The sequence below is a fragment of the Vibrio sp. 10N.286.55.E10 genome (assembly GCF_002872555.1).
Taxonomy (GTDB): domain Bacteria; phylum Pseudomonadota; class Gammaproteobacteria; order Enterobacterales; family Vibrionaceae; genus Vibrio; species Vibrio crassostreae.
In genome coordinates this window covers 118,716-135,035 of the sequence record NZ_MCSD01000059.1, presented here as the reverse complement: position 1 = coordinate 135,035, position 16,320 = coordinate 118,716, and the positions used below count along the sequence as shown (strand labels likewise).

General features: G+C 45.2%; 12 protein-coding genes and 1 riboswitch. Of the genes, 8 read left to right on the top strand and 4 right to left on the bottom strand.

Annotated features, from left to right (window positions below; translation table 11 throughout):
• Positions 1–39: 39 nt before the first annotated feature.
• On the bottom strand, positions 40–990 hold the full coding sequence (locus BCV39_RS20895; protein WP_170960774.1) for a TDT family transporter: 951 nt from the start codon (positions 988–990) through the stop codon (positions 40–42).
• 208 nt (positions 991–1,198) lie between these two features.
• Here BCV39_RS20895 and BCV39_RS20890 point away from each other — a divergent pair, with 208 nt between their 5' ends.
• The 5 genes from BCV39_RS20890 to BCV39_RS20870 all read left to right on the top strand — a co-directional run bounded on the left by BCV39_RS20890 (position 1,199) and on the right by BCV39_RS20870 (position 5,499).
• Positions 1,199–2,095 (top strand): LysR family transcriptional regulator, encoded by an 897-nt coding sequence (locus BCV39_RS20890; RefSeq protein WP_048657887.1) that lies wholly within the window; start codon positions 1,199–1,201, stop codon positions 2,093–2,095.
• 88 nt (positions 2,096–2,183) lie between these two features.
• A complete protein-coding gene (locus BCV39_RS20885) occupies positions 2,184–2,477 on the top strand; it encodes a YebG family protein (protein WP_008223840.1) in 294 nt (97 codons plus the stop codon).
• 155 nt (positions 2,478–2,632) lie between these two features.
• A riboswitch (Fluoride riboswitch) is annotated at positions 2,633–2,717 on the top strand.
• A 194-nt stretch (positions 2,718–2,911) separates the two neighbouring features.
• Positions 2,912–3,604 carry an iron-sulfur cluster assembly scaffold protein gene (locus BCV39_RS20880; protein ID WP_102432259.1) on the top strand — a complete coding sequence of 231 codons (693 nt, stop codon included), beginning with the start codon at positions 2,912–2,914 and terminating at the stop codon, positions 3,602–3,604.
• A 21-nt stretch (positions 3,605–3,625) separates the two neighbouring features.
• Complete coding sequence (locus BCV39_RS20875) at positions 3,626–4,615, top strand: GGGtGRT protein (protein WP_050645517.1); 990 nt, start codon at positions 3,626–3,628, stop codon at positions 4,613–4,615.
• A gap of 242 nt (positions 4,616–4,857) precedes the next feature.
• On the top strand, positions 4,858–5,499 hold the full coding sequence (locus BCV39_RS20870) for a MarC family protein (protein ID WP_065676366.1): 642 nt from the start codon (positions 4,858–4,860) through the stop codon (positions 5,497–5,499).
• A 134-nt stretch (positions 5,500–5,633) separates the two neighbouring features.
• Here BCV39_RS20870 and BCV39_RS20865 read toward each other — a convergent pair whose 3' ends face one another.
• A complete protein-coding gene (locus BCV39_RS20865; RefSeq protein ID WP_102432258.1) occupies positions 5,634–7,625 on the bottom strand; it encodes a bifunctional metallophosphatase/5'-nucleotidase in 1,992 nt (663 codons plus the stop codon).
• A 504-nt stretch (positions 7,626–8,129) separates the two neighbouring features.
• Between BCV39_RS20865 and dapD the strand changes: the two genes are divergently transcribed.
• Positions 8,130–9,161 carry a 2,3,4,5-tetrahydropyridine-2,6-dicarboxylate N-succinyltransferase gene (gene dapD, locus BCV39_RS20860; RefSeq protein WP_102432257.1) on the top strand — a complete coding sequence of 344 codons (1,032 nt, stop codon included), beginning with the start codon at positions 8,130–8,132 and terminating at the stop codon, positions 9,159–9,161.
• 98 nt (positions 9,162–9,259) lie between these two features.
• Here the strand turns inward: dapD and BCV39_RS20855 are convergent, their stop codons facing one another.
• Both BCV39_RS20855 and purL read right to left on the bottom strand, forming a co-directional pair.
• Positions 9,260–9,793 (bottom strand): DUF3332 domain-containing protein, encoded by a 534-nt coding sequence (locus BCV39_RS20855; protein ID WP_008223831.1) that lies wholly within the window; start codon positions 9,791–9,793, stop codon positions 9,260–9,262.
• Between the two features lie 264 nt (positions 9,794–10,057).
• Positions 10,058–13,954, bottom strand: coding sequence for a phosphoribosylformylglycinamidine synthase (gene purL / locus BCV39_RS20850; RefSeq protein ID WP_102432256.1), 3,897 nt, complete (start codon positions 13,952–13,954; stop codon positions 10,058–10,060).
• A gap of 329 nt (positions 13,955–14,283) precedes the next feature.
• On the opposite strand from purL, the gene mltF reads away from it, so the two are divergent.
• Both mltF and BCV39_RS23460 read left to right on the top strand, forming a co-directional pair.
• Positions 14,284–15,852 (top strand): membrane-bound lytic murein transglycosylase MltF, encoded by a 1,569-nt coding sequence (gene mltF, locus BCV39_RS20845; protein WP_102432255.1) that lies wholly within the window; start codon positions 14,284–14,286, stop codon positions 15,850–15,852.
• A 302-nt stretch (positions 15,853–16,154) separates the two neighbouring features.
• Entirely contained in the window at positions 16,155–16,286 is a 132-nt protein-coding gene (locus BCV39_RS23460; RefSeq protein WP_017059878.1) for a hypothetical protein, read from the top strand.
• Positions 16,287–16,320 lie beyond the last annotated feature (34 nt).

Below are 16,320 nucleotides of genomic sequence, written 5' to 3'. Positions count from 1 at the left end.
GAAAGCTTAAGCTTCGTTTATCTTTTGAACTATTGCCTCTTACAATCTACCCGCTACCGCGCCTAAAACACGATGAGGTTTGTAGTTCATGTAGTAACGAACAGCGACATAACCCACAACCAACGTAGCCACAATCAATTCAAGATACGCTAGGCCAAACACTTGATTGATGTAATGCGCTTCAATACCTTGTGCTTGCATCCACGCAGCCAGTTTAAACAAGGCTGTTGCACCAATCACGATTGGGAAGGTAAACGCTGCATAACCAGGGCTAAATGGAAGACGAAGTAGTTTGAAAAACGCCATATAGATAATGAACGTCATCAACACTGCAATACCAAATAGTAAACCAATGATCACAGGTGAAGGGCTAGCAGTAACGGTTAAGTAACCCGCCAAAGATAGGCTTGCCGGTGCTGCCATAATCGCAATCGTTGGTTTTGCAGCATCTGGCACTTCGTGAGAGAAGATCAAACGGTAAACCATGATTGGTAGCATTACTGCGTAAACCAATAAGCCGAATACCAAAGTCGCGTTAGCTACTGGCTCTAAAACTGGATTACCAGAGAAAGAGACGTCAGCGACGATAATACCGATCGGTGGCACAAACCAGCTTGGCACCATGTGGTGAATCTCAAAGTTTTTAGCTCTGTGGTACAAAAAGCTCATTAGAAACACAACGTGCAAAGCCACAGAAGCCAACCACATAGCTTCTTGTAAGAATTGAGAGATTGGCGCCAAAGACGCTGACACCACCATGCACCCCATTGCAAATGTTGGTACCACACTGCCGACAACAGGGTGAGCAAGATCTTCACGCAATAGATGACCATGAATCAAAAATTTCACAGCTAAAACAAGAAGCAATACCGCTGCAATAGCTGCACTGATCCACTGCACTAAGCCTGGGGTGTGCAAAATACCTTGTGCGACTAAAACGCCATCCCAGCACCAGCCTAAGCTTGCGATTGCTAGCGCTAACCCTGCCATGGGTGTTGGAGCTCCTGTTAATCTATATTTAATACGTTGAATCATGTCAGCCTCTCTTAAACTTAATTCACTAAACTTGTGAACTCATCAGCTTGTTGAAGCCATAATACGCTTGCGCTTCGTTAAACAATATCCAATTATATATAACAAGTGTTCATTAATACTGAACAGAACCCGTTTTCACCAGCAGAGCAAAACTAGGAATCTGATGGCTAATATTTCAATTAAACAACTCAAAGTGTTTGTCACTATTACCCAGCATTCGACGCTTACCGCAGCATCAGAAGCGCTATTTTTGTCTAAAGCTGCGGTCAGCATGGCACTAGGCGAAATGGAGAAACAACTCGGCCACTCTCTATTTGACCGGGTCAACAACCGATTAATTCTCAACCAAGAGGGACATAAGTTACTTCCTTTGGCTGATGAAATACTTCACCGAGCTGCGGGTATTGATGTTTTGTTCCGTGACGACCAGCCTTTAAGTGGCAATTTAAAGGTCGGCGCGAGTGACACGATTGGTAATCAGGTCGCACCGTTTATTTTGTCAGGTTTTCGTGAACGAACTCAGCACCAGGATCAAAGCTTGTTCATTTCAAACAGTGCACTGATCTGTCAAAAGTTGGTGGATTATGAACTTGATATCGCGCTAATTGAAGGAAAAACATTACACCCTGAACTCATTTCGAGTCAGTTTAGCAGCGATGAAATGTGTATTATTGTTAGTAATCAACATCCTCTCGTTTCAAAAGAAAAAGTAACTTTAAGCGATTTAGAAGGCAGCCATTGGATTCTACGTGAATCAGGCTCAGGGACTCGCGAGTTTTTCCTTCGTGCCGTCGCACCACGTATCGAACACTGGTATGAATCTTTTGAACTCAACACGACAGAGGCGATCATCAATTCGGTTTCTGCCAATCTTGGATTCGCGTGTTTATCACGATTGGCGGCGCAACGAGCGATTGATTCAGGCCGGGTGAAAGCGCTCGATGTGCCACTCGACATGAAACGACGTTTCTGGATGCTGGTACATAAAGACAAATACCAGAGCCCGCTGCTGAAATCTTTCATGAGTTATTGTGAAGACTGGGCTACACATCAAGATTGAGGCCGCATAGTTGGGGCTCCAGCTGGACTTTTAACATCAGAAACTGTATAAAAAGCCAGTAAAATTTATCAAACTTAGAGGATTAACCATGGCTGTTATCGTCAAGTACGTGGTGGAACGCAACGGAGAAGAGAAAATGACTTTTACCTCTAAAGCCGAAGCTGACGCATACGACAAAATGCTGGATATGGCTGATGAGCTTTTTGAACTGTTAGGCAAAAGCGATTTAGTTGAAGATGAAGGCAAGCAAGAAGAACTTGCAATGTACCTAGCGAAGAACAAAGAAGAAGTTCTTTACGCATTAGGTGCTAAGCGTAAGCCAGCTCCGAAAAAAGCTAAGAAGCTTGAAGCTGTTGAAGACGCAGAAGAAGATGCAGCTTAACTAGCTGATACCTTTCTAAAAAACGTCAATGACGCCTCTAATCAGAGTTCGTTATTGGCGTTTTTTTATACTTTTCGAAATATAATGAAGCTTGTTTATAGTCGAAATCGCTCTAAACATTCGCTTGCACAAAAGTGTGATAAAGATCTAATCTATAGCCATCAGGTGATGGGGTTCCACCTAAGCTTTTGCTTCAACCGCCCGTTCTTTTCGAACAGTGCTAATGACTCCTACAGAATCGAAAACAGGTAATACTGTTGGATGTATCGCTATTCCTCCATTTTGAAATGGACTTAGTCTATTGAGACCAAGACCCATGACACCTTTGGATTATCGATACTCAAGATCTGTAGTGAATTAGCCGCACCTCTTCCAACACGTCCTGCTTTCTCAACGCCCTAGGTCTTAAATGGCTCTACAAGTGAGAAAACATTATGCACTACTCTTCAGAAATTCAATCAATGTGCCCTATTCAAAGGGGTGACCTTCACAATTCAGCTCCAATTCCAGTTGAAGGCGCAATGGTTAGCCCAAAAGATGTCATCGCTATTTCTGGCTTAAGCCACGGTGTTGGCACTTGTGCACCACAACAAGGTGCTGCAAAACTGACTCTTAACGTAAAAAACGGCATCATCGAAGAAGCACTAATCGAAACGATTGGTTGTTCAGGCATGACTCAATCAGCCGCGATGGCCGCTGAAATCCTCACCGGAAAAACTATCCTAGAAGCACTTAATACAGACTTAGTATGTGACGCTATTAACGTAGCCATGCGTGAAATCTTCCTGCAGTTTGTTTACGGTCGAACTCAATCAGCTTTCTCTGAAGGTGGTCTAGAAATTGGCGCTGCATTAGAAGACTTAGGTCAAACACAGCGCAGCCAAGTGGGTACCAGTTACTCAACCGCTGCAAAAGGCGTACGTTACCTAGAGCTTGCAGAAGGTTACGTGACCAAGCTTGCACTTGATGATCACAGCGAAGTGATTGGCTACGAATATCTCAACCTCGGCAAAATGATGAAGGCGATTAACCAAGGCGTGCCAGCGAATGAAGCGGCCGACCTTGCGACAGGGACCTATGGCCGCTTCGATGAAGCCGTGACCACTATTAACCCACGCCAACACTAATTGCCAATTTAGAGGAAAGATATGATGAACACTCAATTTAATGAATCAGTAACTCGCGTATTGGCAGAAATGAACTTCGACTCTTTGGAGCAAGCTGACCAATACTGTAAAGCCCACAACGTTGATCCAAAAGCGCTAGTGATGGATACCCAACCTATCGCTTTTGAAAGCGCTGCAGATGCTTATATCCTTGGCTCAGCACTGGCGTTATTTCGTAAAGCCACCAGCGCAGAACAAGCCGCTAATATTATTGGTGAAGGTCTTCAAGCATTCACCAAACCTGGCAGTGTTGCTGAACAACGCCAAGTTGGTATTGGACATGGCGCGCTAGCCGCTCGTCTTCTCAATGAAGAGAGCCACTGCTTCGCCTTCCTAGCGGGTCACGAATCTTTTGCTGCAGCAGAAGGTGCGATTAAAATTGCGCTAAACGTCAACAAATCACGCAAAAACCCATTGAAAGTGATCTTAAATGGCCTAGGTAAAGATGCGGCTTATCTTATCTCGCGCATCAACGGCTTCACTTACGTGCGCACTCAATACGATTACCAAACAGGTGAACTTGTTGAAACTGAACGTCGCCGTTTCTCACAAGGCCCTCGCGGCGACATCTTGTGTTACGGCGCTGATGATGTACGTGAAGGTGTGGCTATCATGCACAGAGAAGAAGTGGATGTCAGTATTACGGGTAACTCAACCAACCCTACTCGCTTCCAACACCCTGTAGCGGGTATCTACAAAGCAGAACGTACTCGCCAAGGTTTGCCATACTTCTCAGTAGCTTCAGGCGGCGGTACCGGTCGTACATTGCACCCGGACAACGTAGCCGCTGGCCCTGCGTCTTACGGCATGACAGATACCATGGGCAGAATGCACGCTGACGCTCAATTTGCAGGTAGCTCTTCTGTTCCAGCTCACGTCGCCATGATGGGCTTCATCGGCATGGGTAACAATCCAATGGTCGGTGCTACAGTTGCATTGGCTGTCGCTGTGAGTGAATCTCAAAACGCATAGCGCCAAAACGATCTCCACCGTCGGCCTGTTGTATAGAGGCAGTTGTGTCGAGCTTAATAATTGAGAAACTCGCAATAACGCGCGACCAAAACTCTACACCTATCACTAAAATCAAACAGCCAGCCTTATGCTGGCTGTTTTTTATTCACACTTGCTCTACTATCTATTTCTAATAATTATTTGTATCTAAGATTAAATACACTAGCCATTAGTATTTAACTGCATCTTTTCAAAGGAATAATATGAAAGAGCTCATCATTCATACCATTACCGTGTTCATGGGCTTTTTTGCCATCATGAACCCAATCGCTAATACGCCAATCTTTCTTGGATTAACCGGTGACAATGACAGGGAAACGGTCAAGTCCATCGCCTTCCGTTCAGTGTTTATCGCATTCGTCATCGTCAGTACGTTTGCACTCTCTGGCAAACTGATCTTTGACCTCTTTGGTATCACGCTTTACGCACTGCGTATCACGGGCGGTATTCTGGTCTTTTTGATTGGCTTTCACATGCTACAAGGCGACTCAACACACGCCAAAGCGAAAGAGAAGGTCAACTCAGATGCCCAACGAGACGCGGCGCTAAGTATCGCAGTTTCACCTTTAGCTATGCCAATACTGGCCGGCCCGGGCACCATTGCCACTGCGATGAACTTTGCCAGTACCGAGGGGATTTACGAGACCATCATCACCATCGTCGCCTTTGGTCTACTGTGTACTTTAACCTATGTATTATTTGTATTCGGCGAACGCTTCGTGAAAGCCGTTGGGCCAAGTGCACTGAATGTGATTACTCGAATGATGGGTTTGATACTAGCGGTAATCGGTATGCAGATGTTGATTGAAGGTATTGAACAAGCTCATAAGGCGCTGTTTGTTTAAGCTCAGACTACAAAAATCTAAAACAAAAATAGCCAGCGATTCGCTGGCTATTTTCTTTTACTGTTAATCTATACCCTTGTCTTTTAAGGCTTTGAATAACAATAAATAACGCTCCGACAAGTGCGGTATCAGTACTATTTATATTCCATCGTTGTTGTTTCAAACCCTAGTGGTTCTAGTACTTTCTTATGCTCAGCCCAAGAGATAAATGATTCAGCATCAGTATTACATATGTCACCTGAGCCTTCCGCACATGGTTTAATACCACCGTCATAGATGACGCTATACTTCTCGGTACTTCCATCGTATGACAAGTTGTTAACTTTGTAAGTTTTAAAACTATCGCCTGAAATAACTATGTCTTGACGATCTGTTGATGTTAATTGAGCATCGCCTAATACATTCCAACCATCACTACCGCTTGCATTATAGTTATTAACGATAACAGTGTAGTCAGCGGCATCGTTCATTGTCGCCCATACTGGGTTTACTTCTGTTCCAGTATTTACCTCTAGATTCGTAACTGTACCTGATACACCTTTCACATCTTCTGTAAACGTGTAACGCATACCCGATACATACGGGAACTTACCAGCATGAGCACCTTCAGCAAGCGTCGGCTCAATTGTGCTGTCAATAAGGTTTCGAATCACCTCGCCTTTCACTGTTAAAATCGACAGGTAGTTCGAGAATGGTAATAATTCTAGCGTAGCGTTACCTTCCCTGAAATCACCTGACGCGATATCCGTTCGAACACCACCAGCTCCCACCAAACCAATCTGGACATTTTTACCGGTAACAGTTGCTACCGACGCTTGATTTGCCCAATAAATCATACCTTGAGCTATCATAGGTGCAACATCAGAACCGTGCACATCTGTTCCAGCATCACCAGGACGACGCTCATGACTGATTTCAGTCGGTGCGGCTGCAACAACATCACCATATGCAGCTTCAAGAGCAGGCTTATAAGTCGCGTCGATACGGGTTCTTAAATCAACATCTTCATTTTTAATCGTGATTTTATCGTTATCATCAATAAACGAAGTTACATCATCTTTATCAGAGCTAACCATTTGATGTTCTCGATGAGAATCATGATAAAACTCATCATTTGATAATAAAGTATTATTCCCAACACATGATAGGAGGTTGCCATTTATATCAAATGCTACATCAACGTCTCCGATAGCTTCGGCATACTGACCAGCTTGAACCACACAAGTATTTTGTGCCTTATCTTTTTGCGGGATCATTTCGGCGTAAATACCATTATTACCTTGGTCAAGGTCGGTAAAATCACCAAGTAAAGTATGAGAATGACCGCCAACAATAATATCGATACCCGTTGTATTGGCAGCTAGATCCTTATCGGCAGCATTTCCTATATGTGATAGAACAATGATTTTATTCACACCCTTGGTTTTTAAATCATTTATAGTGGCTTGAGTTGCTGTAATTTGGTCACTAAATGTCACATCACCAGTCCCGGTAGCTATCGTTGGCATATCCCCCAAAACAACACCGATTACCGCAACAACTTTCTCATCATCACTTGCATCAGAAACAGAGGTAATTGCTCTTTTTTCTGAGCCTTCAAATGCAAACAGTTGATAAGGGTATAAATTATCTACATTACTTAAAGACTGATCTTTTGATGCATCCATATTATTTGCTAATATCGGAAAACTAACCGTATTGATGAACGATGCGAGCTTGTCGGTATCTAAGTCGAATTCATGGTTCCCAAGTACCATTGCATCTAACCCCATCAGGGACAATAAGTCTGCGTTTGCAGCACCTTCATTTAGCTTAAAGTAAGCGGTACCTTGCCATGCATCACCACCATGCAAGAATAACAAAGGTTCTTTGTCTGCTTTAGCCCCTGCTTTGATATCGTCAGCGGCTTTCAATAGGCGAGGATAGCCGCCAAATTCGTTATAAACCTTCTTGCCATCAGCACCCATAGTAAAACTGGATTTTACAGGATCAAAATTTGAGTGAGTGTCATTCACATGTGCTATGCGCAATGTCATATCGGGAACAATAATATCGTCACTGTCCGAGCCACAACCAACCATCGCTACGCCGATAGAGAGCACCAGTAAAGACTTAGTAAAATTCATAGAAGATCCTTTATTAATCGTTTTAATGTCGTTATGGCTGGAAATATACTTATATCCTTAAGTGTTTTAGTGATCGCTATCTTAATTACACAGCGGAAAAACTGAGTAATTACTCGGACTGTAGGCACAAGCGATTAATCAACAGAACTCGATTAATTCCGATACTAAACAGATATTTATAAAGAATTTGTGACTAGCTCTATTGATATAGCGAACAAGAGACTTCTTTCTAAGTGCAGATTTGGGATGAGAATGGAGCGGTGCAAAGCAGCTTAAGCAATGATCAATACAATAAGCTCAGAGAGTAATATCCGGATAATGAAAACTATCGCCAGAAAGACAAGCAATATCATTTTACAGACTTTATCCCGATACGCCCTTTCATAACGAGAGCGCTCTCTTTATGATGAACGCAATTAAATTAACTTTGCTAACGGCAGCGCTTGTTATTCGAGCCGCTGTTATGAAATAGCAAAATCAAGACTCAACACATGGAGATTCAACATGGCTTACTTTTCACTAGCCTTCGGTACGGCAACCAAAAACCGCGACAATAAAATCATTGAAGCGTTCTTCCCTAACCCACTTCTAAACCCAAGTGACGCTCTTGTTGCGGCTGTGGCTGAAGTATCAGGTTACACTGAAGGCAACCAAGCTATCGAAATCTCTGCTGCACAGAGCGCGGAACTAGCGAGAGCATTCGCAGCAAACGACGATGCAGCAAACGCATCTTTCGCAGAAAAAGCAGCAGCATCTGAGCAGCCACTTGTTCTTGTTGTTCTTGCGACTGACGAGAAGCCAGCATCGGTTGCTGAAGGCTTCCTAAAGCTTCAACTTATCTCTAACCGCCTAGTTCAACCGCACGGTACAGTACTGGACGGCATCTTCGGCCTACTGCACAACATCGCATGGACAAACGAAGGCCCAATCGATCTTCCTGAACTAGCTGAGCGTCAAATCGAAGCTCGCCTAGCTGGTCGTGCTCTATCTGTAGATTGCGTAGACAAGTTCCCTAAAATGGTGGATTACGTGGTACCAACAGGTATTCGTATTGCTGACACTTCTCGTGTTCGTCTTGGCGCACATGTGGGTGAAGGCACAACGGTTATGCACGAAGGTTTCATCAACTTCAATGCAGGTACAACTGGCGTAAGCATGGTTGAAGGTCGTATCTCTGCTGGTGTTGTTGTAGGTAACGGTTCAGACATCGGTGGCGGCGCTTCTATCATGGGTACGCTATCTGGTGGCGGTACTATGGTTATCTCTATCGGCGAAAACTGCCTACTAGGCGCAAATGCAGGTCTTGGCTTCCCAATGGGCGACCGCTGTACTGTTGAGTCTGGCCTATATGTGACTGCTGGTACGAAAGTTCGCATGCTAGATAAAGAAGGCAACGAAGTAGAAATCATCAAAGCGCGTGACCTAGCTGGCGTTTCTGATCTTCTGTTCCGTCGCAACTCGATCACTGGTCAAATTGAATGTCTAGCGAACAAGTCTGCTGTTGAACTGAACAGCGAGCTACACAGCAACAACTAATTTAAGCGCTAGATGCTAAATTACTAGATACTAAAAAATACGAAGCCGCTGGGGTTAACTCCAGCGGCTTTTCTTTTATTAGTCTCTAGCTGAAAGGGTTACGCTTTCTCTGCGGCTAGCTGTTCAAGCGCTTGAATAGAGGTCTCTGATACTAGCGTGCCATCCATGTAGTAGCTGACCTTATCGCCATCACGAACACCCGTCAGAACGGCTTTCTGGCCATCGTTGTAGGTGATGTCCATGCGAATGGTGTTCTCATCGATTTGTTGCATCTCACCCCATTCAATCTGGCGATTATTGAAACCAAGTGGCGCTTCTTTTAGTGAATCATCAAGGCTGTCGTTCACATCAATCATGGTGTCGACTTTGCTATCAAAGATGTGAGGCGCGCCTGTGAGTGGGTTTTTACCCGCCCAGAATTCGATTGAGTTAAAGACAATGTAATCGGCTGCGGTGGTTAGTGCGTAAACCGGAGCAAGCAAGAAGTTGACGCCTGCACGAGCGTAACGGTTATCTACCACCTCGACGTTGAACTTCATTAATTTCCCAGTAACCGCGTTACTACCTACACACCCAGCTAACGACATAACAATCGCTGCCACTGCAACGGCTTTTGTAATTGTTGTTTTCATAGATCCCTCTTATGCCACGATGATTGATTCAGTTTTTGCATAGCCGAACGAAGCTTTCCTTGCTCGAGTGCAAGAATTATTCGCCTAACAAATTGATTCCATAACATTTAGCGTAGTGGAGATTTTTAGAACAGCAAACTGCAAACCTCAATTGTTTCGCACCGGTTCCTAAATCTTAGGAAATAAAAAAGCGCAGACCTTTCGATCTGCGCTTTTCATTTTTGCATAACCTAGCCTAGATTAATGCGACCTGTAAGAAAGTGATTAACCTACATTCTTCCGAGCGTTTTGGAACATACGCATCCAAGCGCCATTCTCGCCCCAACCTTCTGGAGACCAAGAGTTTGCAACCGTGCGGAATACACGCTCTGGGTGAGGCATCATGATTGTCACGCGGCCATCCGTCGTTGTTAAACCAGTGATAGCGTTTGGCGAACCGTTCGGGTTGTTCGGGTATTGCTGCGTTTGGTTACCGTTGTTATCAACGTAACGTAGGGCAACTGTACCTGAGTTTTCAATCGCGTTTAGGTGGTCGTTGTCACGCACTTCTACGCGACCTTCACCGTGAGAAACCGCAATTGGCATACGAGAACCTTCCATGCCATTGAAGAATACGGAATCAGACTTCTGAACTTCAACTAGGCTGAAACGAGCTTCAAAACGCTCAGATTCGTTGCGAACGAAACGTGGCCAGTACTCAGCTCCTGGGATAAGTTCACGTAAGTTAGAAAGCATCTGACAACCGTTACACACACCTAGTGAGAAGGTATCTTCACGCTTGAAGAAGTTTTCAAACTGGTCACGCGTCGAATCGTTAAACAGAACCGACTTCGCCCAACCTTCACCAGCGCCTAGTACGTCACCGTAAGAGAAGCCACCACAAGCCACAAGCCCGTTGTACTCTTCAAGAACCGCTTGACCCGTTAGGATGTCGCTCATGTGAATATCTGTCGCTTCGAAACCTGCACGGTCGAATGCTGCTGCCATTTCCACGTGAGAGTTAACACCCTGCTCACGTAGAATCGCCATCTTAGGCTTAGCGCCAGTGTTGATGAACGGTGCAGCGATATCTTCATTTACGTCGAAGCTTAGTTTCACGTTCAGACCTGGGTCTGAGTTGTCTTTCTTCGCTTCGTGCTCTTGGTCAGCACATGCTGGGTTATCACGTAGACCTTGCATCTTATGCGTTGTCTCAGCCCAGATAGTACGTAGTTCAGTACGGTTACGTTGGATTACAACGTCTGCGCCTGACTTAATCACTACCTCGTCAGATGCTTCAACAGAGCCAATTACGTGTGAACACGCTTCTAGGCCATTTGCTGCAAGAGTAGAAAGAACTGCGTCTAGGTCGTCGTTGCGAACTTGGATTACCGCACCTAGCTCTTCGTTGAATAGTGCTGCTAGTGTGTCTTCGCCTAGCGCTGCAATATCAGCGTTAACACCACAGTGACCTGCGAACGCCATTTCAGCTAGCGTTACGAATAGACCACCGTCGCCTTTATCGTGGTAAGCGACAACTTGGTCGTTAGCCACAAGTGCTTGAACGCCTTCGTAGAAACCTTTTAGTTGTGCTGCGTTGTCTACGTCTGCTGGCTTGTCACCAAGCTGCTTGTAAACTTGCGCTAGTGCTGTAGCACCCATACGGTTTTTGCCGTTACCTAAGTCGATAAGAACTAGGCTTGTATTACCCTTGTCAGTGCGAAGTTGAGGCGTAATCGTCTTACGAACATCTTCAACACGTGCGAACGCAGTGATAACAAGAGATAGCGGAGACGTTACTTCTTTCTGCTCGCCATTCTCTTCCCACTTAGTCTTCATCGACATTGAGTCTTTACCCACAGGGATAGTTAGACCTAGCGCTGGACATAGTTCTTCACCAACTGCTTTCACCGCTTCGTAAAGACCTGCATCTTCACCTGGGTGACCCGCTGGAGACATCCAGTTAGCCGACAGTTTAATGTGTTTGATATCGCCGATATTGGTCGCTGCGATGTTTGTGATTGCTTCACCAACCGCTAGACGAGCAGATGCGCCGAAGTCTAGTAGTGCCACTGGCGTACGCTCACCAAGAGACATCGCCTCACCGTGGTAAGAGTCGTAACTTGCCGCAGTTACAGCACAGTTAGCAACAGGAACCTGCCATGGGCCAACCATTTGGTCACGAGCCACAAGGCCAGTTACCGAGCGATCACCGATAGTGATAAGGAATGTTTTCTCAGCCACTGTTGGTAGACGAAGAACACGGTCAACCGCTTCGTTCATCTCGATACCAGAACGGTCAATCGCTGGGTTATTTGCTTTTAGCGTTTTCGCGTCACGGTGCATCTTAGGTGTTTTACCTAAAAGGATGTCCATTGGCATGTCGATTGGCGTGTTGTTGAAGTGTGAATCTTCAAGTTTAAGTTCACGCTCTTCCGTTGCTTTACCAACCACTGCGTAAGGTGCGCGTTCACGCTTACAAATAGCGTCGAACGTTGCCATGTCTTCGTCAGCAACCGCCATTACGTAACGCTCTTGAGATTCGTTACACCAGATCTCAAGTGGGCTCATGCCCGGCTCATCGTTTGGCACATCACGTAGGTTAAAGATACCACCACGCTCGCCATCGTCTACTAGCTCAGGAAGAGCATTAGAGATACCGCCAGCGCCCACATCGTGGATAAATGCGATTGGGTTCGCATCACCTAGCTGCCAACAACGGTCGATAACTTCCTGACAACGACGTTCCATTTCTGGGTTTTCACGTTGTACAGAAGCGAAGTCTAGATCTTCAGAAGAAGAACCCGAATCCATTGAAGATGCCGCACCGCCACCAAGGCCGATGTTCATCGCAGGACCACCAAGAACGATTAGGCTTGCACCTACTGGGATCTCTTTCTTCTGAACGTGCTCATCACGGATGTTACCAAGACCACCAGCTAGCATGATTGGTTTGTGGTAACCACGTACTTCTTCACCAGCGTGAGAGTTAACTTTCTCTTCGTAAGTACGGAAGTAACCTAGCAGGTTTGGACGACCAAATTCGTTGTTGAATGCTGCGCCGCCAAGAGGACCTTCAAGCATGATATCCAGAGCAGTAACGATACGGCTTGGCTTACCAAAGTCTGTTTCCCAAGGTTGAACGAAGTTCGGGATCTTAAGATTAGATACAGAGAACGCAACCAAACCAGCTTTTGGTTTACCACCAATACCAGTCGCGCCTTCATCACGGATTTCACCGCCTGAACCTGTCGATGCGCCCGGCCATGGAGAGATTGCCGTTGGGTGGTTGTGCGTTTCAACTTTCATCAAGATGTGTGTTTTTTCTTGGTGGTAGTTGTATTGGCGAGTTTCTGGATCTGGGAAGAAACGACCGACTTCAGAACCTGTCATTACCGCTGCATTATCTTTGTAAGCAGACAGAACGTGCTCTGGTGTCGTTTCAAAGGTGTTCTTAATCATCTTGAACAATGATTTTTCTTGCTTAACGCCATCGATAGTCCAATCAGCGTTAAAGATCTTGTGACGACAGTGCTCTGAGTTCGCTTGTGCAAACATCATTAGCTCGATGTCAGTCGGATTACGACCTAGCTTCTCAGTGAAGCTTTCAAGAAGGTAATCGATCTCATCTTCTGCAAGTGCAAGACCTAGGGTAACGTTTGCTTTTTCAAGCGCTTTACGTCCGCCAGTTAATAGGTCAACTTCCGCATAAGGAGCAGGCTCAGCAACCGTGAATAGTGCCGCCGCTGATTCGAAGTCAGTGAAAACCACTTCCATCATACGGTCGTGCAGAATCGCTTTCAGCTCAACAAGTTGAAGCTCAGAAAGTTCAGAAGAGGTTTCAATGTAGAAAGCAGTACCGCGCTCTAGACGTGACACTTTAGCCAGCCCGCAGTTGTGTGCGATATCTGTTGATTTTGAAGACCAAGGCGAGATAGTGCCCGGGCGTGGCGTTGCAAGCAGCAGTAAACCTTCAGGTTCATGCTCTTCAATCGTTGGACCGTAAGTCAGTAGCTTTTCTAGCTTCTCAACTTCAGACTCATCTAGGTCTGCCGTTAGATCAGCAAAGTGGGCAAACTCAGCGTAAATACCTGTTACAGGTAAGCTTAATTCACGACAAAGCTCTAAAAGCTTGTTAACACGAAACTCAGATAGAGCTGGGGAGCCACGCAAAATTCTCATGTGCTTACGTCTCTTATGCAGTTGATTAAGGTAGTATTGGAATAAATTCAGTGGGTTATAGGAACAACCTAACTGTTTTCTTCGAAGCTATTCCCGAAGGTTGCCAAACCTATGCCGATTCCACCTCTTCAATGCGAGCGCATTATAAAGCATTTCTTTTTGTGACGTAACACCAAAAGCAACCGTTTGCGTGATTTTTTTTATCTTTCTGCGTAAATGGTACTTTTGCTGCATTTATCACCACTTTTACAACTGTTTAATTAAACCTACTTTGCCAGCCTTGCGGGGTTTGGTATAAAGGGGCTTCCACTTTTCGAGATTTCATTTTGATGCCTAAATTTACGCTCATCTTTTCGTCTAAGTTCCTTCTGCTCGCCATCGCCCTCTTTGGGTTGGCTGGATGTCAGATTGAATCTGAACCTAAAAGTGTCCTTGAGCAGATACGAGATCGTGGCGTTCTTCGTGTCGGCACCCTCAATAACCAACTCTCATATTACATCGGTCCTGATGGCCCTGCTGGCTTGGATTACGAATTAGCGCGTGAATTTGCGCAGGAGCTTGGTGTAAAGCTTGAGGTTAAACCCGCTTACCGTTTGTCTGGCCTGTTCCCTGCCCTGCAGAAAGGCGAAATCGATCTTATCGCAACCGGCTTAACGCAAAACAATAAACTGACACGCGCTTATCGTGCCGCACCTGCTTATTACTATGTAAGCCAACAGGTCGTATACAAAAAAGGCCAGTGGCGACCAAGAAATCTTGAACAACTGATCAATTTCGAGAATGAGCGTCAGGCTGAATTTGTAAAAGCGCAAACTGAATCAGAAGAGGCGGCGTCTACTGACACATTAACGCCATCTTTGGTTGTAGTGAAAGACTCACACTTTGAGCCAACACTAAAGCAGCTGCAAAAAACACACGATGACTTTATCTATGATGCGGTCGGCAATGCTGATATCAACGACCTGCTTAAAGAAGTCTCGACTGGGGAGCGCTTATTCACTGTGGCTGACTCAATTGAGCTGTCACTTGCACAACGTTTATACCCAGACGTAGCTTTGGCTTTTGAACTGACAGAAGACCAACCTATCTCTTGGTATTTGCAGAAGTCTGAAGATGAAAGCCTTTATGCTCTGTTGATTGAGTTCTTCGGTAACCTAAAACAGTCTGGTGAACTCGCTTCACTGGAAGAGAAATACATCGGCCACATCGGTACTTTTGACTATGTTGATACTCGTGCCTTTATCCGTGCACTGGACAGCAAGTTACCAAAATGGTCACCGCTGTTTCAGAAGTACTCGCAAGAGTTTGATTGGCGCTTGATTGCTGCATTGGCATACCAAGAGTCACACTGGAACCCTGTTGCGCGCTCGCCAACTGGTGTGCGAGGCATGATGATGCTAACACTGCCTACTGCTAAGAGTGTTGGTGTAACCAACCGTCTTGACCCGAAACAGTCGGTACAAGGTGGTGTTGAATACCTGCGTCGGATCGTGAACCGAGTGCCAGATTCAATCACACAACATGAAAAGATCTGGTTTGCCCTAGCCTCATACAACGTAGGTTACGGACACATGATGGATGCTCGACGCTTAACCAAAGCACAAGGCGGAGATCCTGATGCTTGGGGCGATGTAAAAGACCGATTGCCTCTATTGAGACAGAAGAAGTACTACAGTAAGACTCGTTATGGGTATGCTCGTGGTGATGAAGCAAGGAATTACGTTGAGAACATTCGCCGTTATTACCAGAGCATCATTGGCCATGTGAATAAGCGCAATAAAGAGCAAGAAGCGAGCCTTGAAGGTTTGGTGGTGATCCCGCCTTTAGAAACCTCAGGTGCTGAATCAAGCATTAGTGCTGCTCAATCGACAGTAAGCAGTTCGGAACCTTCGCAGTAGATACTAAAAGAGCAATGCCATTAAGCATTGCTCTTTTTTATTGTGCTTTTTATAACTGCGCGAAAAAGAACAAGCTCGACAAAAGGCCATGAAACTCGATGTGTCATATTGCAGTAACAATCGAACTTTATAACGGCACACCATAATCAAAAATTACGTTCTGTTGCACATCAGTGCTGGGTTTAGCTAGAGCTGCTCTTCTGGGTAAGCCAAGCGCGCGACAAGCCAAATAAACGAATAACACTATAATTAAATCGTTAGCCCAAACTAAAAAGTCAGACGACAAATAGGAAATCATTGAAATGATGAAGAAACTGAAATCGAAACGCCTTGATAAGACCGTTGCTGCAAACCGTCGTAAGCGTATGCTTTCAAATAATAAAAAGAAGATCATTTGGCGCAATCGCGCTTTCATGCAGATGATTGCCGAGTAAATGTAGTTACTCAGTCAGTTTGCTTGGCACTCTT